Raw genomic sequence first — 21,665 nt, forward strand, 5'->3', positions numbered from 1 at the left:
TATTCCTGAACTTATTCAAAAAAAGGTTTTCACAACGTCATCCTCAGTATGACATACGGTACACTTGTACTCGATCTCCAGGGCATCCTCCCTCGCATGCTGAATGGTTTCTTTTTTACAGTTTTCACAATAGCGTGTCACTTCATTTTCTACCATTTTCAAAACCTCACTTCTATAGATAAGTTAATTATTATAGACCCTTTATCCCCTGCAGCCGGCTTCAAACCTTAAAGGGTATGCCGGCTCTTAAGTATTTCTGCTGCCATTAGTTATTCCCTTAATGGAGACTGTTCATTTCAGAATAAATCAATCATCTGTTATCCAAAATAAGAATTATAGAAGGTGGTGAAGATTAGTGAAAAACGAGAATAAGAATAATACAAGCATTGAACAGGACAGGAGCGATCAAGATTCACAAACGGGATTCCGTACAGACAGCCCTAAGCCCGGCCGCCCGGATAAAAAAAAGTGAGGCCGTGATCGTTGATGATAGGTTAAGGAAAGATCCGCTTTCCTGTTCAAAGGCCATAATTTAAGCAAAAACAGGCTGCCCCCCGGAAAAAGGGACAGCCTGCTTCATATTAATCTTCCATGGTTGATAAATCGCCCGTCGGCAGGTCCAGTTCCCAGGCCTTCAGGACGCGGCGCATGATTTTACCGCTCCTGGTCTTGGGAAGCTTATCCTTGAATTCGATTTCCCTAGGGGCAGCATGTGCAGCGAGGCCTTTCTTAACAAACTGCCTGATTTCATCAATCAGCTCATCTGATGCTTCGTAGCCATCACGCAGAGCTACGAATGCCTTGATGATTTCTCCCCTGACAGGATCCGGCTTGCCGATTACTCCGGCTTCTGCAATCGCTGGATGTTCGACCAGCTTGCTTTCCACTTCGAACGGACCTACCCGCTCCCCAGCCGTCATGATCACATCATCTATCCGCCCCTGGAACCAGAAGTAGCCCTCTTCATCCATGTAGGCAGAATCTCCTGACACATACCAGCCGCCTGGCATGAAATATGATTCATATTTCTGCGGATTATTCCAGATTGCATTCATCATGGACGGCCAGCCTTTTTTGATTGCAAGGTTCCCCATCCGGTTTGGCGGAAGTTCATTTCCCTGATCATCCACAATCCCCGCCTGGACACCAGGGATCGGCTTGCCCATCGAGCCAGGCTTGATTTCAAGACTCGGATAGTTGCTGATGATCTGTGCCCCGGTCTCTGTCATCCACCAGGAATCATGGATGCGCTTGTTGAAGACCTTCATTCCCCAGCGCACTACTTCCGGATTGAGTGGTTCACCGACACTGATTAAATGGCGCAGTGAGCTCAGGTCAAACTTCTTGATCACTTCATCCCCTGCTCCCATAAGCATCCTGAAAGCAGTAGGCGCGCTGTACCAGACCGTCACGCCATAATCCTCGATGGTTTGATACCAGGTTTCCGGCTTGAAACGGCCGCCTACAATCACATTAGCCGCCCCATTCAGCCAAGGTGAGAAAATCCCGTAGGAAGTGCCTGTCACCCAGCCCGGATCTGCTGTGCACCAATAAACATCCTCTTCCTTCAGATCAAGGACCCACTTGCCGGTCTGGAAGTGCTGGATCATAGCATTATGTACATGGAGCACTCCCTTGGGCTTGCCGGTTGAGCCTGAAGTATAATGGAGGATCAGCCCGTCATTTCGGTCCACCCACTCGATATCAAGCAACTTGTCCGCGTCCTTCAGCCTGGACATGAAATCAACATGCTTTTCATCCTGCTGTATGCCTTCTCCCACCAGGAAGATGGTCTTCAGCTCAGGCAGCTTATCTGCAGGTACACGGGACAGCAATTCAGGTGTGGTAACGAGGACCTTTGCCCCGCTGTCCTCGAGCCGGTCGCGGACAGCCCCTTCCATGAATGCCTCAAACAGCGGTCCCACAATTGCCCCAAGCTTGACTGCGCCCAGAAGTGCGAAATAAAGCTCCGGTGAACGCGGCATAAAAATGAATACCCTGTCCCCTTTTTCCACATTTCCATAAGTCTTCAGTACATTGGCAGCTTTATTGGTGTATTCCTTCATATCCTTGAACGTATACTTTTCATTGCGTTCTCCGTCTCTATAATACAGAGCGACTTTGTTTTTCCTGAAAGTCTCTGCGTGGCGGTCAATCGCTTCGTATGCCATATTCACTCTGCCGGTTTCATGCCACGAAAATTGCTTTTCCGCCTCCGCCCAGTCAAAGCTTTTATAAGCATCCTCATAACTTTGGAGATTAAAATCCCCCTTGATTACTGGTAACGCTTCCACTTTCATCTGCAAGTCCCCCTTATTCATGTTTACCATTCAATTATAGTATAAAGAAAATTTATTCTCAATTTTTTGATTATTACGGGATTTCTTATCAAGGTTTGAGATTTTTACTGGAAATATATAAGTTTAAAAGATAGCTTGCCTGCTATTTTATGTATAATAAGAGTGAGTTTTAATATAGGCGGTGAATGAATGGAATTTAAAAAAACCTATAATGCTGCCGAGCTGAAAACCAAGCATGGAGCATTGATAATCGAGGGTCCGATATCAGGAGAAAAGCTTAAAAGCTATGATTTCCATGAGGGACTCGATGCATTCAGGCCGGCCTCTCAACAGCATAAGGCACTGATTGACATCGCTGATCTCCCGGAAGGACGCATCCTCATCGCAAGACATAAAGATACTGTTGTGGGATATGTGACATACCTGTATCCTGATCCTCTTGAGAGATGGTCTGAAGGAAAAATGGAGGACCTGATTGAACTTGGGGCCATTGAAATCAGCCCGGAGTTCCGCGGATACTCGGCAGGAAAGCATCTTCTAAAGGTGTCAATGATGGACGATGCGATGGAGGATTTCATCATCATAACCACGGAGTACTACTGGCATTGGGACCTGAAGGGAACGGGGCTGAATGTCTGGGAGTATCGAAAAATCATGGAAAAAATGATGAATGCCGGCGGCCTGGTCTATTATGCCACTGACGATCCGGAAATCAGCTCCCATCCAGCCAACTGCCTGATGGCGCGTATCGGCAAAAGAGTGAGCCCTGAGTCCATCCAGAAATTTGATAATCTCCGCTTTATGAACCGGTTTATGTACTAACCAATGCAGCAAGGGGTGAATTCAATGATTTTAGAAGAAATCATGAAAAAGGATGTTATAACTTTAACAGAAACAGACACCATTGGCACTGCACTTCAAATTGTTAAAGACAAAAAAATAAGACATATTCCTATAATAGATGAGCAGGGCGGAATCGAAGGATTGATTACAGACAGGGACATCAAGGATGCGGCCCCTTCTATTTTTCACAGGGACGGGCAGGAGGAGTACCTGAACCAGCCGGTGGGCTCCATTATGAAGAAAGAGGTCATCACCGGACATCCCCTTGATTTTGTAGAAGAAGTTTCAGGGCTCTTTTACGAACATCACATCAGCTGCCTGCCTATCGTAAGCGGCAATAAGCTGGCAGGAATCATCACAGAGACAGATCTTCTGCATACCCTGGCTGAGCTCACCGGGGCAAATCGTCCAGGCTCACAGATTGAACTCAGGGTTCCTGACCGGACCGGTACCCTGAGTGATATTGCAAAGCTCATAAGTTCTAAGAATTCTAATATCATCAGCATTTTGGTCTATCCTGATGGAGCGCATGAAGGCTTTAAACGACTGGTGATCAGGGTGCAGACCATGAATCCCTCCGCTGTCACAGGTGAGCTTTCGGCAGCCGGATATGAGGTTGTCTGGCCAAAAGCGCCGGGTCTTTTGCCATGAAGAATGCTGTCTTTGTCTTTTCAGAGAACTTCATGAGCTATAAATTCAATAATGAGCACCCGTTTAATCAGCAGCGGATCCTCCTTACAATAGATCTGCTCCAAAAGCAGGGCGCCATCCGCAGTGAAGATATGATTCCAGCAAGGATGGCCTCGGACAGCGAGCTTGGACTGATTCATGACAGGGATTATGTAAACGCTGTCAGACTGGCAGGGCAGGGGCTGCTCCCGCCCGAAAAGGGTGAAAGCTTTGGCCTTGGGACGGAAGACACACCTATATTCCCCGGCATGCATGAAGCCAGCGCACACCTCGTTGGCGGCACCTTGACAGCTGTGGATACTGTAATGAAAGGAGATGCTCTGCATGCCCTTAATCTTGGCGGCGGACTTCACCACGGCTTCCGCGGCAGGGCATCCGGATTCTGCATTTACAATGATAGTGCCGTTGCCATAAAGTATCTTCAGGAACAATACGGAGTACGTGTACTGTATATCGATACAGATGCTCATCACGGTGATGGGGTCCAGTGGGCTTTTTATGATGAACCCAATGTCTGTACTTTGTCGATTCATGAAACAGGGAGGTATTTATTCCCTGGCACCGGCACTGTGAATGAGCGGGGACAAGGCAAGGGCTACGGATATTCCTTCAATATACCTCTTGATGCTTTTACCGAGGACGAATCATGGCTGGATGCATACCGCCAGTCCTTCAGGGAAATCTGTGAGTTCTTCAAGCCTGACGTGATCCTTACCCAGAATGGAACAGATGCACACTATTATGACCCGCTAACCCATTTATCTGCCACGATGAAAATCTATAAGGAAATTCCAAAGCTGGCTCATGAACTTGCCCATCAATATTGCGGGGGCCGGTGGATTGCGGTAGGAGGAGGAGGCTATGATATCTGGAGGGTGGTTCCCCGCGCCTGGTCCCTCATCTGGCTCGAGATGACCGATAACAAAGCTCAAGGCCCATTGCCGGAAGCATGGCTGAAGAAATGGGAGAGCATGGCACCTGTGAAGCTTCCCGCCGCATGGGAGGACGAAGACAACATCTATCCGCCCATCCCGCGGAAGCCTGAAATTACAGAAAAAAATGCACAAACTGTTCATAAAGCCCTCTATCCCATCCGGTCTTCTTCAAAAAAAGGAGTACATGAGAGCTGTTGAAATATGAATGACTTTGCTATAAAGGAAGCCTAAAGTGGATTGCTGTATCGCCCCCGATTCCTGCAATCCACTTTAGGCACTAAAAAAACGCTTGGTATTAATCCCAGGCGTTTCTGTGTGTTATTTATTATTTGCTGCATAAAAAAATACAGCCTAGTTATTAGTATTACTTTGTTGAATCCCGCTCTTCAATCCGATGCGGCAGGATAACAGAAACATCGGATACTTCTTCCTTGTTCATCAGTTTAGTCAACAGCCTCATCGAAACGGCACCGATGTCATACAGGGGCTGCACGATTGTAGAGATGCGCGGACGCACCATCAGAGTCAGCCTTGTATTATCAAAACTGATAACTTCAAAATCATCTGGCACTGAAGACCCTGCATCCTGCGCGGCATGAACAACGCCAAGGGCCATTTCATCACCGCCGACCAGAAGTGCCGTCGGTCTTTCTTCTCCATTCATCAATCTTTCAAACGCCTCCATGCCGGAATCATAGGTGAAGTCTCCATCGATGACGAAGTCTTCATTCATGGATATGCCTGACTCCTCCAGCGCCTTTCTATAGCCCTGAAGCCTTTTTTCATTTGTAGGATCTTTGTCCACTCCCGTTACAAATGCAATCTTATTATGGCCCTTTTCAATAAAATGCCTGGCTGCATCATATGCTGCCTGCTCATTATCAATATTTACAGACGGAATCTGCCCTGTTTCTTCTATTGTTCCTGCAAGGACAATCGGAACCGGTGATTTACTGAATTCTTCTATATGGGCATCAGTGATATGAGATCCCATGAATACAATTCCATCTACCTGCTTCCCAAGCAGAGTATTTAAAAGATGAAGTTCCTTTTCCGTGTTTTGATCGGAATTGCTCAGGATGATATTATATTTATACATGGTAGCAATATCTTCAATACCCCTGGCAAGCTCCGCAAAGAAGATGCTTGAAATGTCTGGTATGATTACACCGACAGTTGTTGTCTTCTTGCTGGCAAGTCCCCTTGCGACCGCATTTGGCCGGTAGCCAAGCCGGTCAATTACTTCCATTACTTTTTTTCTTGTCGCAGGTTTCACATTCGGGTTTCCATTCACTACCCTTGAAACCGTCGCCATGGACACATTGGCTTCTCTGGCCACATCATAAATGGTTATATTCATCAATACCACTCCTATAGTATTCTTTTTCCCTATGTAACAGGAATTATTAGTACATTTTCAGCGTTTTTCAAAAGCACAATGTTATTCTGGTATATATTAAGGCTCAAGTCCGTCAGTTTCGGTCCGTTCCTTGGCGGCTGCAGCAGCGCCAAGCCCTATAGAATTACATACAGAATGGAATATACTCTTAGTCCAGCTTATATGTATTTAATATTACGATACCTTCTTCCTTTACCGCAATTATGTAGCATGGTTTTTTAAAATAATTTATGCGAAAACACTTATAGTGTATGAGAAGGCTGTATTTATCAGTATTACGGCGGCTGAACACAGAAAATGAAATTGCCTTTGGGGAACCCATAAAAAATATGTTCCTACTCGCAGCCCTTGGATAGAAAGGACCTGAACGGAAGGAGGAACAAACACGGTGAAGGGGATTAAGAAGACTTGCTGATTGGCGGGCGTATGCGAATACAGAAGGCATAGCCGCACTTATGCGTTAGCCCTGCATAAGGCTGGCAGGCCGAGGGAAGCGGGTTCTTCCCCGGGACTGATTGGCTTAGCTTTAAGAGCTTTATTATTCATTCGTTACAAGTCCCTATCCATAAACCAAAAAAAGCCCCCGGTTACGGGGACTTTTTAAGCTTACACTGTCAGCCAGCTAAGCTTTTGTATTTCTGCCATGAATTCATCAAATTGTTCAAAGTCCATCTGCTGGGCAGAGTCTGACAAGGCGACTGCCGGATCCGGGTGAACCTCGGCCATGACACCATCTGCTCCGATGGCAAGGGCCGCTTTGGCTGTCGGAATGAGCAAGTCTCTGCGTCCGGTTGAGTGGGTGACGTCCACCATGACTGGGAGATGTGTCTCCTGTTTAAGGATTGGCACAGCCGAGATATCAAGCGTGTTCCGTGTAGCTTTTTCGTATGTCCTGATTCCTCTTTCACAAAGAATGATTTTTCCATTCCCCTGTGACATGATATATTCAGCGGCATGTATGAACTCATCAATCGTTGCTGCGAGACCTCTTTTTAAGAGTACCGGCTTATCCACCTGGCCGGCGGCTTTTAGCAGTTCAAAGTTCTGCATATTCCTTGCCCCAATCTGGATGACATCAATATATTGTACGGCAGTTTCAATATCAGCCGGACTCACGATTTCACTGATAACGGCCAAATCATATTCATCTGCCACTCTTTTAAGGATCTTAAGTCCTTCAAGCCCTAGTCCCTGGAAATCATAAGGTGATGTCCGGGGTTTATATGCCCCGCCGCGCAACAGCTTAAGTCCCTTCCTTTTAACGGCTTCAGCGACAATGGCTACCTGATCATAGGATTCAACTGCACATGGGCCGAATACAAAGCTTGGTGTGCCATTTCCGATTATTTCACCTTTTAAATTAATTGTAGTATTTTCAGGCTTTTTCTTGCGGGAAACAAGCAGTGTTTTTTTCTGATCGCTTTCCTGCAGGCCAAGGCCGGCTTTGAAGATTTCCTTGAACAGCTTTTCAACCGTCGCGTCTTCGAATGGGCCGTCATTATGGGACTTAATCAAGTCCAGCATCTTGCGCTCACGGACCGGGTCAAACTTATTGACACCCTGCTTTTCCTTAACTTTCCCAATTTCCTGTACAAGTCTTGCTCTGTCATTGATCAGTGTCAATATCTGCAGATTAATATCATCAAGCTTTTCACGCAAAACATCTAATTCCTGGTTGCTCACTAGTCCTTCACCCTTTCGCTGGTCTATTGCCGGCATGCTGTTTTAAATTTCTTGCAAATAGGAAGATATTTTCCCATTTGGTGTACAGATGGAATCTTTTGTGAAAGAAAAAAGTATGTTACATTCTAAGTAATTAGTGTTCATTATAAATCATATGTTTTCAGATGTCACGATTTTTTTCTTTATTAATAAAACGCTTTTAAGCGTTAAAGCATAAAAATATTAAAGTAGGTGGGTTCAATGGCTGAAAAGATTTTTGCTCTGGATATAGGTACACACTCGGTTGTTGGCATTATACTTGAAAAGCAAAATGAGCGCTTTCAGGTAATCGAAGCCCTTTCTAAAGAACATTCCGAACGGGCCATGCTGGATGGACAGATTCATGATGTACTTGCCGTATCTTCAATCATACTGGAAATTAAAGAAGCTCTTGAAAAGAAGCATGGGAAGCTTGAAAAGGTCTGTGTCGCTGCTGCGGGAAGGGCCCTAAAAACTGAACGTGCTTCCGCGGCATTGAATATAGATGGGCGCCCCCTGCTGCTTCCTGAGGACATCCTCCATCTCGAATTAACCGCCGTACAGCAGGCTCAGGCTCAGGTAGCTGTGAAAAGTGACAGCGATAACAGTTACCAATATTACTGTGCTGGATATTCCGTTCTTTACCACAGGCTGGATGGCCAGGAAATAGGAAACCTGATTGATCAAAGCGGAATGGAAGCAAGCGTTGAGATCATCGCAACCTTTCTCCCGAAGGTAGTCGTAGAATCCCTCCTGGCCGCCCTTAAGCGTGCCGGCCTTGAAATGCAGGCCCTGACGCTGGAACCGATTGCGGCCATTCACGTGCTGATTCCCCAGTCTATGAGAAGGCTTAATGTGGCCCTGGTAGATATTGGAGCGGGCACTTCGGATATTGCCTTGACCGAAATGGGAACCGTCGCAGCCTATGGCATGGTCCCCATAGCAGGTGATGAAATCACAGAGGCAATCAGTGATGCATTCCTCCTTGATTTTCCGCTTGCAGAGCAGACCAAAAGGAGGCTTAATGAACCAGGTGCCATTAAGGTAACAGATATTTTGGGTTTTGAAACAGAGATTTTCAGGGCAGAAGCAATAAAAAGCATTTCTCCTGCCATTCACAAGCTTGCAGATGCGATTGCGGCTGAAATACACAGGCTGAATAATTCTAAGCCGCCAAAGGCGGTCATGCTCGTCGGTGGAGGTAGCCTTACCCCAGACCTGCCGCGGATATTGGCCGAAAAGCTTGAACTGCCGGAAAACCGGATAGCGATCCGCGGCATAGAAGCCATTGCTAACCTGAGCTTCTCCGAAGGCATCAATAAGGGTCCGGAACTAGTTACACCGATCGGGATTGCCGTTAGCTCGTCAAACAGCCCTGTCCAATATAAAAGCATCCTTGTGAATGGAAGGACCATCCGTCTCTTCGACATGAAAAAACTGACGGTCGGCGACTGTATCCTTGCTGCCGGAATTAAGCTTGGAAGTTTGTATGGCGAGAGCGGCCCTTCTTATGAAATATCCCTGAATGGAGAACCACTAACCCTTCCAGGCTCTCCGGGATCTCCGCCCTCCATCACTCTGGATGGGGAAGTCTGTTCACTCCAGACGACAGTTAAAAACAATAGCTCACTGACGGTGGAGAAAGGCTCGGATGGGAAGAGTTCCTCCATCCTGGTCAAGGACCTCCTTGATGACATTCCACGTAAAGCCATTACCATTAATGGCATCCATTATGTCGTGGAAGCAGTAATTAAATTAAATGGCCGCACTTCGTCGGGCGAGGAACCATTGAAGCCCGGGGATAGTATAATTTGCAGGCTGCCGGATACCATATCAGCTCTTCTCGAAGCCCTGAAGCTGAATTCCCTGCTTGCCTCCCTCCGTCCTTTTTCCGTGAAATTGAACAATAAGGTCTTTACAATTGGAAGGGCTGCTGGGCGAATCTTCAAGAATGGCATTAAAGCAAAGCCTCATTCCCTATACGAGGATGATGATGTCCTCCTGATTGAAAGAAGCGGTCCAATCACGGTCAAAAGGCTGGCTGAAGAACTTCAAATGATCCTTGATTATGCCATTACGGTGAGCTTTAATGGCAAGAAGATTCAGCTTAAAAAAGACATTACAAGCTTTTACCGCGGTGATGAGAAATTGGATGAGGAGGAAATAATAAGGGACGGTGAAGAGCTCAGAATGACAGAGCGAAAAATTGAACCTTTTATATTCCAGGATATCTTTAATATTGTAGAGGTTGACATGCCGCTTCACGCTGTTAGAAGTTTCCTCCTCCTCAAGAACAACGAAGAAACGGCTTTTCATGAAAAAATTCAGTCTGGAGATGAATTAAAGCTTCTTTGGCCTTCCGCCCCTGCGCCGTACTGATTAGAAAAAATATCTGAGAGGGTGCCCAAAAATCCTGCTTTTGGGCATTTCCTTTGTATAAGAAGAAGAAGCTTTCCCGTTTCATTAATCCAGCCGTTTTTCCAGGATACTTGTAAAAAAAGAAAAAGGAGCCTTCCCAATGAGAAAGCTCCCTGTTTTAGCCCTGTACGGCATCCCGAAGTGATTTAGCTGTAATTTTCCAATGTGAGGCATTCCATACAGGCTTGCCATTTTTAAAAAGAATTGCTTGAGGTGATTCATGCTTCACTCCAAATTCCTCTGATACATAATTGGAAAGCGGACGGGCTTCCTGAACAGTCAAATAAGCGGTGTTTACATCAGCTGCACCTGCAAACTCTTCATATTCCTCGAAGGCTGCCTGGCTCACCGGGCATGTCAGGCTGTGTTTGACCAGCAGGAACGTATCCTGCGCATTCAATTCCTGAAACTGATCTTGTGATAATATTTTTTTCAAAGGCATATTTGTTCATTCTCCTTTCGATATATATGCTGGGAACAATAAGAAGCGATGAAGCAATAGTACCACTTCACCGCCTTAATTGCCAAAAGCTTAACCTGATTCAGCCTGGATCAGCTCATTATTTTTTGTTTGATGAATTTTTATTGCCTGTTCCTGTTGATGTATAAGAATTGCTGTTCTTATCAGAATCGCCTTTTCCTGTGATGCCAGTTACATCTGCACCGCCAGCCAGGTCTGTATCATCTGTCAGTCCGGCTGAAGTACCCGTAGTTAGATCAGCTGCACCTGTAGTGAGATCGGCAGTTGTCAATGAATCGGGAGAGTCACCCAGGTCTTCAATACCACTTGTTGTCGTATCATCGTAATCGGTAGGAACGACTGGTTTGATTGAATCAGCCGAGTTGGTGAGACCATGCTTTTCTGAGCTGCTTCCACCCTCGCTGCCCGTTTCTTTTCCTGTCATGCTCTTTACCTTGTTCATCAGGTTCTGGGAAGTGCTCGTTACGGCACCAGTGACTGATGACGTACGTTCTTTTGCAGCACCTGCAAACTGTGTTCCTTTTTCCATTGCAGTCTGGCGCATTTTTTCTGTCTTATCAAGTACCTTTGTCGTCTGTGTATTCAAGTCAGTGCGCAGCTCCCTGCCTGACTTTGGAGCCATGAATAGTGCGGTAGCAGCACCGATAATGCCGCCGATCAAAGTACCCATCAGGAAGTCCCTGCTGCTCATGTTTTCTTTTGTGCCCCTGTATTCTTGATGAAGCTGCTGATTGTCACGGTACACCTGTCCGTTATCACGGTATGCTTGTCCATTTTCACGATATGCCTGATTGTTTTCATTCTGTGTCATAATAAATTCCCCTTTTCATTTATATTATTTTAATGAATAACCAAACTTAATAACGGGATCTTAAGAACCTTTTTTTAGGCAGATTATCGGTAGCCTGCGCCTCTGTCTCTATGCTTCTGGGAGAAGCCGGCTGGGATAAAGCTTGCTTTTGTTTCCATCTATCACGGAGCTCCATGATTGCACTGCTCCATTGAATGATTTGAGCAATTTTTTCTTCATTATGGTCAAGCTTGTCTTGGGCTTTGACCGACACCTTTTGCAGTGTCGTATTGAAGCCCTGAATGGATGTGCCGACATTTTTGACGGCTGTGAATACTGTATCCAGATTTTCTGATTTCTTCTGGATATTCTCTGCAAGATTATTGGTCTTGTGCAGCAGCTGTGTGGTTTCGGTTGTGATTCCCTGCAGCTGATTTTCGAGACCCGATAATGTGTGGGATACACTGTCAAGTGTACTCTGCAGTGAATTAAGGGTTTTTGCGAGATACAGTACCAATATTAAGAATGCAATAGCGATGACTGCAACGCTCAGATATAAAATAATTTGCACCAGAACACCTCCTTCAAGTCTACAGTAGTTTAATTACCCGCAAGCGGCCAATATAAACTACTAACTATTTTTTCAATATAATCATAAAAAATTCCTTCTTTATCTACATAGTTCTTAAAAATATTCTAGTTTCCGGGCATGATAACGATTAAATAGTAAAAATTATCGGAGATTTCGGTTACAATATTGTTTGATACAAGAAATAATTGGAGGAATTCATATGAAAGATGCCAGAATTGAAAAACTCGCAAAAAATTTGATCAACTATTCCGTCCGCCTTAAAAAAGGCGAAAAGGTTCTAATTGAAAATTTCGGCCTGCAGAGAGAGCTTGTGACAGCTCTGGTGAAGGAAGCATATGCTGCCGGCGGCCAGCCCTTCGTCCTTCTGAAGGATGCTCAGGTGGACAGGGCCATGTTCCTCGGGGCACAGGAAGAGCAATTCAACCTTATTGCTGATTTCGAGGCAAATGTCATGGCTAACATGGATGCCTATATCGGCCTCCGCTCCGGTGACAACATCAATGAGCAGGCAGATGTGCCGGCTGAAAAAATGAAGATCTACGGAGATACTGTAGGGAAGAAGGTACATAGGGAGATACGCGTTCCTAAAACAAAATGGGTGGTACTGAGGTATCCGACATCTTCAATGGCGCAGCTTGCCAAAATGAGCACTGAGGCTTTTGAGGACTTCTACTTCGATGTATGTAATCTTGATTACAGCAAAATGGATAAAGCAATGGACAGCCTGGTTGAATTGATGGATAAAACGGACAAGGTGCGCCTCACAGGGCCGGGGACCGACCTTACATTCTCAATCAAGGATATTCCGGCCATTAAATGTTCAGGCCAGATGAATATACCTGATGGAGAGGTTTATACAGCCCCTGTCCGTGACTCTGTCAATGGGACAATCACATACAACACGCCTTCTCCATACCACGGGTTTACGTTTGAAAACGTCAGCCTGACGTTCAAAGACGGCAAGATTGTGGAAGCCTCCGCCAATGACACTGAGCGGATCAACAAAATTTTCGATACAGACGAAGGTGCGAGGTTTGTTGGGGAATTCGCCATCGGAGTGAATCCATACATCCAGACTCCGATGCAGGATATCCTTTTCGATGAAAAAATCGATGGCAGCTTCCACTTCACACCGGGACAATGCTATGATGAAGCATTTAACGGCAACCAATCCAATATTCATTGGGATATGGTCAATATCCAGCGTCCGGAATATGGCGGCGGCGAAATCTACTTTGATGATGTTCTTATCAGGAAAGACGGCCGGTTCGTACTGCCTGAGCTTGAACAGCTGAATCCTGAAAATCTAAAGTAAACGGCAAAAAAAGGCTGGCCCCTGCAAGCAGGGGCCAGCCTTTTCCATTCCTATTTATTGATGCATAAGCAGGTTTTCGTAGGCAACCTGGAACTTCTGGATATCACCCGCACCCATGAACAGGATGACACCCTCTTTGTGCTTTAATAGCGGGGCTGTGTCCTCTTCATGAATCAGTTCAGCTCCCGGTATTTTTTCCCTCAGGTCTTCAATGGTCAGTTTTCCCTGGTTCTCCCTGGCAGAGCCAAAGATGTCGCAAAGGTAAACCTTATCTGCAAGATTCAGGCTTCCTGCAAAATCGGCAAGGAAGGTCTGTGTTCTGCTGAACGTATGAGGCTGGAATACTGCAATTACTTCTCTGCCGGGATACTTCTTCCTGGCTGAATCAATCGTCACGGTGATCTCTGTCGGATGATGTGCATAATCGTCAATGATTACCTGCCCATCCACCACTTTTTCTGAAAAACGGCGTTTAACGCCGCCAAACGTCTTCAATTGCTGTTTTACTGCCTCAACATCAATATCCTCATAGTGGCACAATGCGATGACGGAAAGTGCGTTCAGGACATTGTGATTCCCGAAGGATGGGATGGTGAAGGACTGATAATAGTTGTTCCGGACATAGACCTCAAAGGATGTTCCTTCGCTCGAAGTAGCCACATTTCTGGCCTGGAAGTCATTCTCTGAACTGAAGCCGTAAAAAATCACAGGAACCTTGGCCTGGATGCGCTGAAGCTGTTCATCATCCCCGCACGCAATAATCCCTTTCCCAACCTGGACCGCCATGTCCTGAAAAGCCTGGAAAACATCATCGATGCTTGAGAAATAATCAGGATGGTCAAAGTCTATATTGGTCATGATCGCATAATCCGGATGATAGGAAAGAAAGTGGCGGCGGTACTCACAGGCTTCAAAAACAAAATACTCTGCTTCCGCATTTCCCCTGCCTGTCCCGTCTCCAATTAAGTATGAAGTTGGTTTTGCGCCCATCATTACATGGGCAAGAAGACCCGTTGTCGAGGTTTTCCCGTGGGCTCCCGTAATCCCTACACTCGTGAAGTTCTTCATGAAATCGCCCAGGAATCGGTGATATCTGATTACCGGCAGGCCGAGTTCCATGGCAGCCTGTATTTCAACATGACTGTCAGGGAATGCGTTTCCTGCGATGATCGTCATCCCAGGCTGGATGTTTTCCTTGTCAAAAGGCAGGATTCTGATTCCTGATTTTTCTAAGCCAGCTTGTGTGAAGAAGCGTTTCTCCACATCGGAGCCTTGCACATTATAGTTCATATCATGAAGGACTTGAGCCAGAGCACTCATCCCTGAGCCCTTAATTCCAACAAAATGATAAACAGTCATAGAGAGAACCTCCAGCAATCGTCTACTGTATGACAGTATAGGACGTGATCGTTTTTTTTTATTTTCTTCAAATCGTACCATTACTAGTTTTATGTTCTAATTTTAAGCAGCTTGTTAATTATATCATTTCAGAGCAGCATGAGCCATGAAAAGGGTAAAACATTTACCATTTGGTCAGAAAGGAACCTAAATTATAATAGTAGTATAGTCTTGTTTAGTCAACTGTTATCAAAAATCATGAAAAAGAATCCATGAGCATTATCTTCAATTATTTAACACCATTATATACATTTTTCCCCGCGGATGTTCTGCACACGCCCCGGCCGCTGATCAATCATGCTTTGAAGCAAGCATAATAGAAAGGATACCATGATCTACACCATGGTACCCGCATTCTGAATATAATCCAGTTCTTCCTCGGAAATCAGGACATCCCTTGGCTTGCTTCCCCTTGCTTCGGAAATGATTCCCCTGTCCTGCATCATTTCAATGAGCCTTGCAGCCCTGTTGTAACCAATATGGAACCTTCGCTGCAGGCTTGATGCCGATGCAGTGCTCTGGATCACAACAAATTCACAGGCTTCATAAAAGAGATCATCCGTTTCATCATTCAACTGTGTCTTCTTCATCAATTCATCCTGATGAAATAAATATTGCGGACCCTGCTGTTCCTTTACATGCTGGACCACTTGATCAATTTCATCGTCTGTCACGAAAGTTCCCTGGATCCTGACTGTTTTCGAGGATCCGTTCTCAGCAAACAGCATGTCACCCCTGCCAAGCAGTTTTTCTGCACCACCCGCATCTAAGATGGTCCTCGAATCAATCTGAGAGGAAACAGAGAAGGCGATCCTTGTCGGTATATTAGCCTTGATCAGTCCTGTAATAACGTCCACAGATGGGCGTTGTGTGGCCAATATCAAATGTATTCCGCAGGCACGGGCCTTTTGGGCAATGCGGCAGATTGCCTCTTCAACATCCGCAGGAGCGGCCATCATCAAATCAGCCAGCTCATCGATGATAATCAGCAGAAGCGGCAGCTTCTGGGAGTATTGCCCGGCCTGCGCGCACTTTTCGTTATAACGGTTTATATCCCTGACGCCTCCATGAGCAAAAAGCTCATATCTACGTTCCATTTCCTCGACAGCCCATTTAAGGGCGGCGGTCGCCGCCTTCACATCTGTAATTACCGGGCTGACCAGATGCGGTATATGATTATAAGGCGCGAGTTCGACCATTTTCGGATCAATCAGCAGGAGCTTCAATTCCTGCGGCGTGGATTTATACAATAAACTTACCAGCATCGTATTGATGCATACGCTTTTCCCTGAACCCGTAGCACCGGCAATCAATCCATGCGGCATTTTCCTTAAATCGGTAACAATCGGTCCACCCGAGATATCGAGACCGAGCGCCACTGACATCGGGGAAGGATCTTCCCTGAATGCCGGGCTCCCGAGCACCTCCCTTAGAAATACCGGCTTGCTTTTGCGGTTGGGTATTTCAATGCCGATCGTATGCTTGCCTGGAATGGGAGCTTCAATCCTGATATCTTTGGCTGCCATGCTGAGTTTAATGTCATCGGATAGATTGGTAACTTTATTTACCTTAACCCCTGGCTCAGGCTGCACTTCAAATCTTGTTACAGACGGACCCTGGGCGATGTTCACAACTTTTGCGCGGACATTGAAATTCAGCAGTGTTTCGTTTAAGATTTCAGACTGCTCCGCAAGCCATTCGCGGTCGCTTTCCGACTGGACGGGCGGAGTCAGCAGATTGATTGAAGGGAACTCATAATGAGCCTGCCCTGGTTCTTCAGCCGTATCAGCCTGCCTCGCTCCCTGTTCACTCTTCTGTGCGGATGCTGCAGCAATGGGAAGCACTCTATTATGACTTACCGCGGATGCCGCCGGATTGGAATGAAGTTTTTTTTTATCCTGTTTAAGCATCACCACATTGAAAGGAATCGTCTTGGCCTTCCTGGCAGGCATTACAGCTGGCGGCTCGTCCGCCGCGAATCCCTCTTGCGGTCCGGCCGCCTCTGTTGGTTCTGCAGCTTCCGGAGAGTCCGGATCCAAGTCTAATTCAGTTTCCGGCATGGAGATAACAGGTTCTGGAATCTCATTCACAGGCACGGCCTGTTCTTCCTGTTCCTCAAAAACTGCATGTTTTTCAGTTAATGGGGACACTTCCTCCGGAGGACGTTCGGTCCCCTGCTCGTGGTGGAACTCTAAGAAGGGGGCTTCCTCTGTATAATCCTCAAGCTCTGAAGCGGTGAATTCCACTTCTGGAACTTTTTCAGTCTGTACTTCCTGCGGCTCACTTTTTTTAAGGATTGGCAATTCTAAAGCTGAGGGTTCAGCTGTCAGCGGCAGGTTTTCAAGCCCTTCCATCAGTTCGGCCGCGATATCTGCCTCTGCCGGGGGATTGAGGCTGTCTGTTAAAATTGCAGGTCTCTGCTTGAATCCATAGATGGGAGAAGGAATTTCAGTCGGCCTGAATGGACGCTTTTTCGTTTCCTGGTAAGGAGCCTTGGCGGTTTTTTCCTGCTTAACGCTGCGTTCACGCATTTCCGCCGCTTTAGGTCTCATGGGCTGACTGCTTTGTCTGACTGCCTTCTCATTCCGCACCCTTCTATTATGAACCAGCTCATCATCCGAGATAACCGGGAAGCGGAATTGTCCCTTTGGATATTGATAAGAAATCCTGGCATCTACATCCCGCCTGCTCCGGCCGGAATGGCCGATAATCGGGGTGATTGGTTTATAATCATCCAGTTCTTTTGATATGTCTTCAATAATGGGTTCCAGCGATTTGGATGGTGTTCCTGATTGAAAGACCTTTGCCTTGGCCTGTTCAATTTTACGCTGAAGCTCTTCTTCCTCTATGGATTCATCCACTATAATTTCTTCAACTTCAATAATTTCTTCTTCCTGATGAAAGAGATTAGAAATCTTTTTCATTAGCCATTTCAATGAAATCACTCTTTCTATTTTTTACTTATCCTGTGGCATGTTTAAAGCCTTCAGGGGTATGTACCCCTTTGATCTCCGAAGGGTAATCCGCATGTGAAACAAGAATTCTTCACTCTAGTTTAACAGGTATTCATAAAGAAGGAAGTAAAAACCGCAAGATTAGTCTAATGTATCCCTCTATATGGCCTGACTACATTTTGTTCCCTGGTGCAACGTACTTCAAACTGAGCTTAAAGGCTCGACTTTTTACAAGAAATATCCCCGCTTTACATAATTCGGAAGTGTCCGGCCGGGTTCCTGTGTCCAAGCTACTATCCCCTGGCTTTTTAACTTAATAAGTGTAACAAGTAATTATATCAGGTTTTTTAAAAAGGAAATACCATTTTTTCCGTAACAAGCAAAAAAACCGCCGCAGCGGTTTTTCGGATATCATTTTTCCTGGTCTTCTTCTTTTGAGCGATTTTTGCCCAGGATGAAAACCGGCTCCAGCTCTCCGTCATCATATAAGAAGGATAATGCAGTAACCGGCACATTGCCCGATGCAAAAAAGCTCATGGCCATCTGGGCAAGCACATCATAGCCTGTCTGGTTCCGGATATCTCCGATTATGATGACATCCTGATGGGGCACGGCAAGAGCCATCGTACCTTCTACACTGGATTTCATATTGTCAAGCCAGGAAGTGTTGAGAATCCTGCTCGCATCGTATCCATCGTTAGTATTCAAGAAATAAAAGGTATTTCCTGCAACGGTGTCTTCCTTCAGCGTGACAGGCAGGGATCTTACATTAAAGCGGGCGATTTCACGGATTCTCCCCTTTTCCCACCCTTCCCTTTGTATCAATTCATCATCAATCAAACGGTAGGTTGTACCAAGATCAAGGGCATAGTAAATCCTTGTTTCTGCTGTATGTTCATCAAAAAAGAAAGGCACACCTTCTCTTGTTTCTGCCGGAAAAGACGCAGATCGGATAACCGGAAGGATTTTCTTTTCGTTGCCTTCCAGGCTTTCGCTCCCGCCCATGACGGAAAGGCCCTCATCAACATAATAGACCACTTCATCAATAGCCTTTTCTTTTCTCGTTTCCCATTTTGCCAAAATTCCCGACAACTCAATGGTAATTCCCTTTCCTGAACTGTCATTAACAATCCTGAGCGATTCTTTTTCCCGGTCAAAATGGAAAGTCCGGCCTGGGCCCTGAAGCTTTTCCACCAGGATATTCTTCAATTTGGCAGCTGTCATTTTCATTGTGCCACCTCCTCATCTACTCTTCTTTGCCGTCAAAGTCCCTGTATGAAGCTCTCGATTTCTTCCCTGGTTTTTCTGTCTTTGCTGACAAACCTTCCTGTCTCGCGCCCATCCTCAAATGCAAGGAAACTCGGAATTCCATATATTGAGTTGTCAGCACATATTTCAATAAATTGATCTCTATCTACATAAACAAAAGTAAAATCCTTGTACTCTGCTTCAACCTCCGGCATAAAAGGGTCGATGAACCTGCAATCCGGACACCAATCTGCTGAAAATAGAAAAATGGTTTTTCCATTCTCTTTCAATGAGTTGAATTGCTCAGCTGATTCTAACTTTTTCATATATAAAAACTCCTTCACTGTTTATTTATATAAAATGGCTTATACAGCCTGATAATAACAGACGCCGGAAACTTAGACTATAAAAAAGCTTCTCTTGCTAAAAACTTCGAAATAAGTTGAGAATTGTCAGAAATTACTTTAAATTAAGAAATAATAGGATATTATACCCAATAAAGGAGATGACACATGAAAACAATAAAGGCTAAAGTACGGTTTATGCTTATCATTGCCATAGGCAGTGCTATCCTGCTCGGAACCTTCAATATTATTTCCAACCGACTCCAAAACTCTGCAGGGATTAAACAGCTTCGGCTGAATAAGGCGGTCACTGCAAGTAAAGACATTAAGTACAATATGGCAGTAACCAGGAAGTTCGAACAGCAATATCTTCGGGAGCCTATGTCAATTACTTCTGAGATGGCAGTAAGAAACAACCTCCAGGTCCGGACAAAAGCCCGTGACCTGGCCAAGGAATATACCGATTTTCCAGATATAGCGGCTCTTTTCAAAAAGATTGAAAAATCCGCCAGTGATTACCGCACAGAATTTCTCATTCTTATTAACATGTACCAGGAGATCGGCTATAACCCCAGCGAAGGATTAAAGGGCAAAATTTCCACTGCAGAAAAAAACATCATTGAATTCTTTGCTGAAAATAAAAGCGAAGCCCTCTCTAAGCAGTTTTCAGAACTCACCATGTTTGAAAAACAGTTCCTGATAACCAAAGATGAAGAAGTGTATAAGCAATTCCTGGCACTTTCAAGTACTTTTGAACAGACTGTTGAATCTTCTGAATTAAAACCTGTACAAAAGAAAAATCTCCTACCATTATTTAAACGGTTTTTTGAATCCACCAAAATTATGATGGCCAATTATTTCATAACAGAGGACTATGTTGAATCTTTTAATAAGGCTGGGACTTCGGTAGAAAATGCTGCCTATGAAGTGGATACAAAGGTTATGGCAGCTGAGGGAGAGCTTGGCTCGAGTATAGCCCGCCAATCCCGCATGATCTTTTTGGCTTCCCTTCTCATAACGATTATCCTGACCGCATCCCTGCTGTTGGCGGGATTATATCTGATAAGGGCCATCAGCCGTTCCATTGCCTCACTGAAACGCGGCGCTGAAAAAATCGGGCATGGAGACCTGACAGCCCGTGTACAAAAAATAGCAAATGATGAAATGGGAGAACTTGCTGATACGTTTAACTTCATGGCAGAAAAAGTGTATACTTCCCTTACCAGTGTCATGCTGTCAGCTGAACGGCTCCACTCGTCGTCAAAAAGCCTTGCCGCCATTTCTGAGGAGACATCCGCACAATCCGGGGAAGTAAATGAAGCCATCCGGCAGGTGGCCGCCGGAGCCAGCATCCAGACGGCCAAGCTTGAGGAAAGCAACCGGGTCATCATGGATGCCGCTCTTTCAATTGACAATTCGGAAAATGCTGCGCGGATGATAGCTTTTGAAGCAAAAAGAACTGAACAGGAAGGCCAGTCAGGCCTTGTGGTCATTGAGGCACTGGAATCTGTATCTGGCAGCTTCATGGAGCTGGCCGGCCATCTGGCCGGTCAGGTTGAACAAGCTTCTCGCCAATCCCTTGAAATATCTGGAATCGTCGGAACCATCCAGGAAATCGCTGACAATACCAACCTCCTTGCACTGAATGCCGCAATTGAATCCGCCAGGGCCGGGGATGCCGGCAGAAGCTTTTCGGTTGTTGCCGATGAAGTCAGGAAGCTTGCAGAACGGTCAAAGTCTGAAGCTGCAAATATACAGACACTGATAACAAGCATGAACCACCAGATGTCGAAGCTGATGGGGGAAGCAAAAAAATTCAACGAATACAAAGAGAAACAAAGCCAGTCGGTCAATCAGACGAAAAGCGCTTTTGAAAATATCGTATCAAGCGTCTCCTCAATCAGTGAGAAAATCCATGCGGTCGAAAATTCAATTACAGATGTACAGCATGCCAATTCTTTGCTGAATGAACGCATGGGGGCTGTCCATCAGATTTCCGAGCAGTCAGCAGCTTCCTCCCAGCAGGTAAGCGCCGCAAGTGAGACCCAGCGCCATGCCATTTCCCAGGTAAACGAAGCTGCCGGGGAGCTTAGTGTCATTGCATCCGGACTCCAGGAGGTCGTTTCGCAGTTCCAGCTGAATAGCCCATCACAAGAATCCGAGCAGAAGGCGTCTTCCGCTCGAGGAAGCCGTTTCAGCTTGGTGAGGAAAAGAACAAGGGCTGCTGAATAAAATTAAAAAGGCTGTGGAGCCATTT

Annotated in this window: 17 protein-coding genes; 6 read left to right on the forward strand and 11 right to left on the reverse strand. The window is 45.7% G+C overall.

All coding sequences use genetic code 11. The features are described from left to right. Positions 1-15: 15 nt before the first annotated feature. Together V1501_RS16640 and acsA are read right to left on the reverse strand one after the other, a co-directional pair. Positions 16-162 carry a hypothetical protein gene (locus V1501_RS16640; RefSeq protein ID WP_409293493.1) on the reverse strand — a complete coding sequence of 49 codons (147 nt, stop codon included), beginning with the start codon at positions 160-162 and terminating at the stop codon, positions 16-18. Positions 163-581: 419 nt separating this feature from the next. After that, the gene (gene acsA, locus V1501_RS16645; protein WP_409289849.1) at positions 582-2,300 is read right to left on the reverse strand and encodes an acetate--CoA ligase; all 1,719 of its coding nucleotides are present in this window, start codon (positions 2,298-2,300) and stop codon (positions 582-584) included. Between the two features lie 189 nt (positions 2,301-2,489). Between acsA and V1501_RS16650 the strand changes: the two genes are divergently transcribed. Genes V1501_RS16650 through V1501_RS16660 form a run of 3 tightly spaced genes read left to right on the forward strand, consistent with a single transcriptional unit; the run spans position 2,490 to position 4,966 of the window. Then, positions 2,490-3,122 (forward strand): GNAT family N-acetyltransferase, encoded by a 633-nt coding sequence (locus V1501_RS16650; protein WP_409289850.1) that lies wholly within the window; start codon positions 2,490-2,492, stop codon positions 3,120-3,122. Between the two features lie 24 nt (positions 3,123-3,146). Beyond that, positions 3,147-3,794: an acetoin utilization AcuB family protein gene (locus tag V1501_RS16655; protein ID WP_409289852.1), complete on the forward strand. Its 648-nt coding sequence runs from the start codon at positions 3,147-3,149 to the stop codon at positions 3,792-3,794. Next, positions 3,791-4,966 (forward strand): acetoin utilization protein AcuC, encoded by a 1,176-nt coding sequence (locus tag V1501_RS16660; RefSeq protein WP_409289854.1) that lies wholly within the window; start codon positions 3,791-3,793, stop codon positions 4,964-4,966. The genes V1501_RS16655 and V1501_RS16660 overlap by 4 nt, the downstream gene beginning before the upstream one ends. 166 nt (positions 4,967-5,132) lie before the next feature. Here the strand turns inward: V1501_RS16660 and ccpA are convergent, their stop codons facing one another. Together ccpA and V1501_RS16670 are read right to left on the reverse strand one after the other, a co-directional pair. Beyond that, on the reverse strand, positions 5,133-6,128 hold the full coding sequence (ccpA, locus tag V1501_RS16665) for a catabolite control protein A (RefSeq protein ID WP_409289856.1): 996 nt from the start codon (positions 6,126-6,128) through the stop codon (positions 5,133-5,135). Between the two features lie 645 nt (positions 6,129-6,773). Then, on the reverse strand, positions 6,774-7,850 hold the full coding sequence (locus V1501_RS16670) for a bifunctional 3-deoxy-7-phosphoheptulonate synthase/chorismate mutase (protein ID WP_409289858.1): 1,077 nt from the start codon (positions 7,848-7,850) through the stop codon (positions 6,774-6,776). A 240-nt stretch (positions 7,851-8,090) separates the two neighbouring features. Here V1501_RS16670 and V1501_RS16675 point away from each other — a divergent pair, with 240 nt between their 5' ends. Next, a complete protein-coding gene (locus tag V1501_RS16675) occupies positions 8,091-10,247 on the forward strand; it encodes a cell division FtsA domain-containing protein (protein ID WP_409289860.1) in 2,157 nt (718 codons plus the stop codon). Positions 10,248-10,404: 157 nt separating this feature from the next. On the opposite strand, the gene ytxJ is transcribed toward V1501_RS16675, so the two are convergent. The 3 genes from ytxJ to V1501_RS16690 form a co-directional block, all read right to left on the reverse strand. Next, on the reverse strand, positions 10,405-10,728 hold the full coding sequence (gene ytxJ / locus V1501_RS16680; protein WP_409289862.1) for a bacillithiol system redox-active protein YtxJ: 324 nt from the start codon (positions 10,726-10,728) through the stop codon (positions 10,405-10,407). A 118-nt stretch (positions 10,729-10,846) separates the two neighbouring features. Beyond that, on the reverse strand, positions 10,847-11,578 hold the full coding sequence (locus V1501_RS16685; RefSeq protein WP_409289864.1) for a YtxH domain-containing protein: 732 nt from the start codon (positions 11,576-11,578) through the stop codon (positions 10,847-10,849). Between the two features lie 46 nt (positions 11,579-11,624). Beyond that, positions 11,625-12,128 (reverse strand): DUF948 domain-containing protein, encoded by a 504-nt coding sequence (locus V1501_RS16690; RefSeq protein ID WP_409289865.1) that lies wholly within the window; start codon positions 12,126-12,128, stop codon positions 11,625-11,627. 220 nt (positions 12,129-12,348) lie between these two features. On the opposite strand from V1501_RS16690, the gene V1501_RS16695 reads away from it, so the two are divergent. Beyond that, positions 12,349-13,464 carry an aminopeptidase gene (locus V1501_RS16695; protein WP_409289867.1) on the forward strand — a complete coding sequence of 372 codons (1,116 nt, stop codon included), beginning with the start codon at positions 12,349-12,351 and terminating at the stop codon, positions 13,462-13,464. Positions 13,465-13,518: 54 nt separating this feature from the next. On the opposite strand, the gene murC is transcribed toward V1501_RS16695, so the two are convergent. From murC to V1501_RS16715, 4 genes are all read right to left on the reverse strand, one after another. After that, positions 13,519-14,823, reverse strand: coding sequence for a UDP-N-acetylmuramate--L-alanine ligase (murC, locus tag V1501_RS16700; RefSeq protein ID WP_409289868.1), 1,305 nt, complete (start codon positions 14,821-14,823; stop codon positions 13,519-13,521). Between the two features lie 374 nt (positions 14,824-15,197). Continuing rightward, positions 15,198-17,798: a DNA translocase FtsK gene (locus tag V1501_RS16705; RefSeq protein WP_409289870.1), complete on the reverse strand. Its 2,601-nt coding sequence runs from the start codon at positions 17,796-17,798 to the stop codon at positions 15,198-15,200. Between the two features lie 429 nt (positions 17,799-18,227). Beyond that, positions 18,228-19,046: a DUF1444 domain-containing protein gene (locus tag V1501_RS16710; protein WP_409289871.1), complete on the reverse strand. Its 819-nt coding sequence runs from the start codon at positions 19,044-19,046 to the stop codon at positions 18,228-18,230. A 32-nt stretch (positions 19,047-19,078) separates the two neighbouring features. Continuing rightward, the gene (locus tag V1501_RS16715) at positions 19,079-19,390 is read right to left on the reverse strand and encodes a thioredoxin family protein (protein WP_409289873.1); all 312 of its coding nucleotides are present in this window, start codon (positions 19,388-19,390) and stop codon (positions 19,079-19,081) included. Positions 19,391-19,576: 186 nt separating this feature from the next. On the opposite strand from V1501_RS16715, the gene V1501_RS16720 reads away from it, so the two are divergent. Continuing rightward, positions 19,577-21,640, forward strand: a complete 2,064-nt coding sequence (locus V1501_RS16720) for a methyl-accepting chemotaxis protein (RefSeq protein ID WP_409289875.1) — start codon at positions 19,577-19,579, stop codon at positions 21,638-21,640. Positions 21,641-21,665: the final 25 nt, after the last annotated feature.

The sequence above is a fragment of the Paraperibacillus esterisolvens genome, from assembly GCF_046237625.1.
Taxonomy (GTDB): Bacteria; Bacillota; Bacilli; order Bacillales; family DSM-1321; genus Paraperibacillus; species Paraperibacillus esterisolvens.

Bases quoted from the DNA above. Each gene is read 5' to 3' on its own strand.
- acsA (WP_409289849.1), bottom strand. From the start codon at position 2,300: ATGAAAGTGGAAGCGTTACCAGTAATCAAGGGGGATTTTAATCTCCAA.
- V1501_RS16650 (WP_409289850.1), top strand. From the start codon at position 2,490: ATGGAATTTAAAAAAACCTATAATGCTGCCGAGCTGAAAACCAAGCAT.
- V1501_RS16655 (WP_409289852.1), top strand. From the start codon at position 3,147: ATGATTTTAGAAGAAATCATGAAAAAGGATGTTATAACTTTAACAGAA.
- V1501_RS16660 (WP_409289854.1), top strand. From the start codon at position 3,791: ATGAAGAATGCTGTCTTTGTCTTTTCAGAGAACTTCATGAGCTATAAA.
- ccpA (WP_409289856.1), bottom strand. From the start codon at position 6,128: ATGAATATAACCATTTATGATGTGGCCAGAGAAGCCAATGTGTCCATG.
- V1501_RS16675 (WP_409289860.1), top strand. From the start codon at position 8,091: ATGGCTGAAAAGATTTTTGCTCTGGATATAGGTACACACTCGGTTGTT.
- ytxJ (WP_409289862.1), bottom strand. From the start codon at position 10,728: ATGCCTTTGAAAAAAATATTATCACAAGATCAGTTTCAGGAATTGAAT.
- V1501_RS16685 (WP_409289864.1), bottom strand. From the start codon at position 11,578: ATGACACAGAATGAAAACAATCAGGCATATCGTGAAAATGGACAAGCA.
- V1501_RS16695 (WP_409289867.1), top strand. From the start codon at position 12,349: ATGAAAGATGCCAGAATTGAAAAACTCGCAAAAAATTTGATCAACTAT.
- murC (WP_409289868.1), bottom strand. From the start codon at position 14,823: ATGACTGTTTATCATTTTGTTGGAATTAAGGGCTCAGGGATGAGTGCT.
- V1501_RS16710 (WP_409289871.1), bottom strand. From the start codon at position 19,046: ATGAAAATGACAGCTGCCAAATTGAAGAATATCCTGGTGGAAAAGCTT.
- V1501_RS16715 (WP_409289873.1), bottom strand. From the start codon at position 19,390: ATGAAAAAGTTAGAATCAGCTGAGCAATTCAACTCATTGAAAGAGAAT.
- V1501_RS16720 (WP_409289875.1), top strand. From the start codon at position 19,577: ATGAAAACAATAAAGGCTAAAGTACGGTTTATGCTTATCATTGCCATA.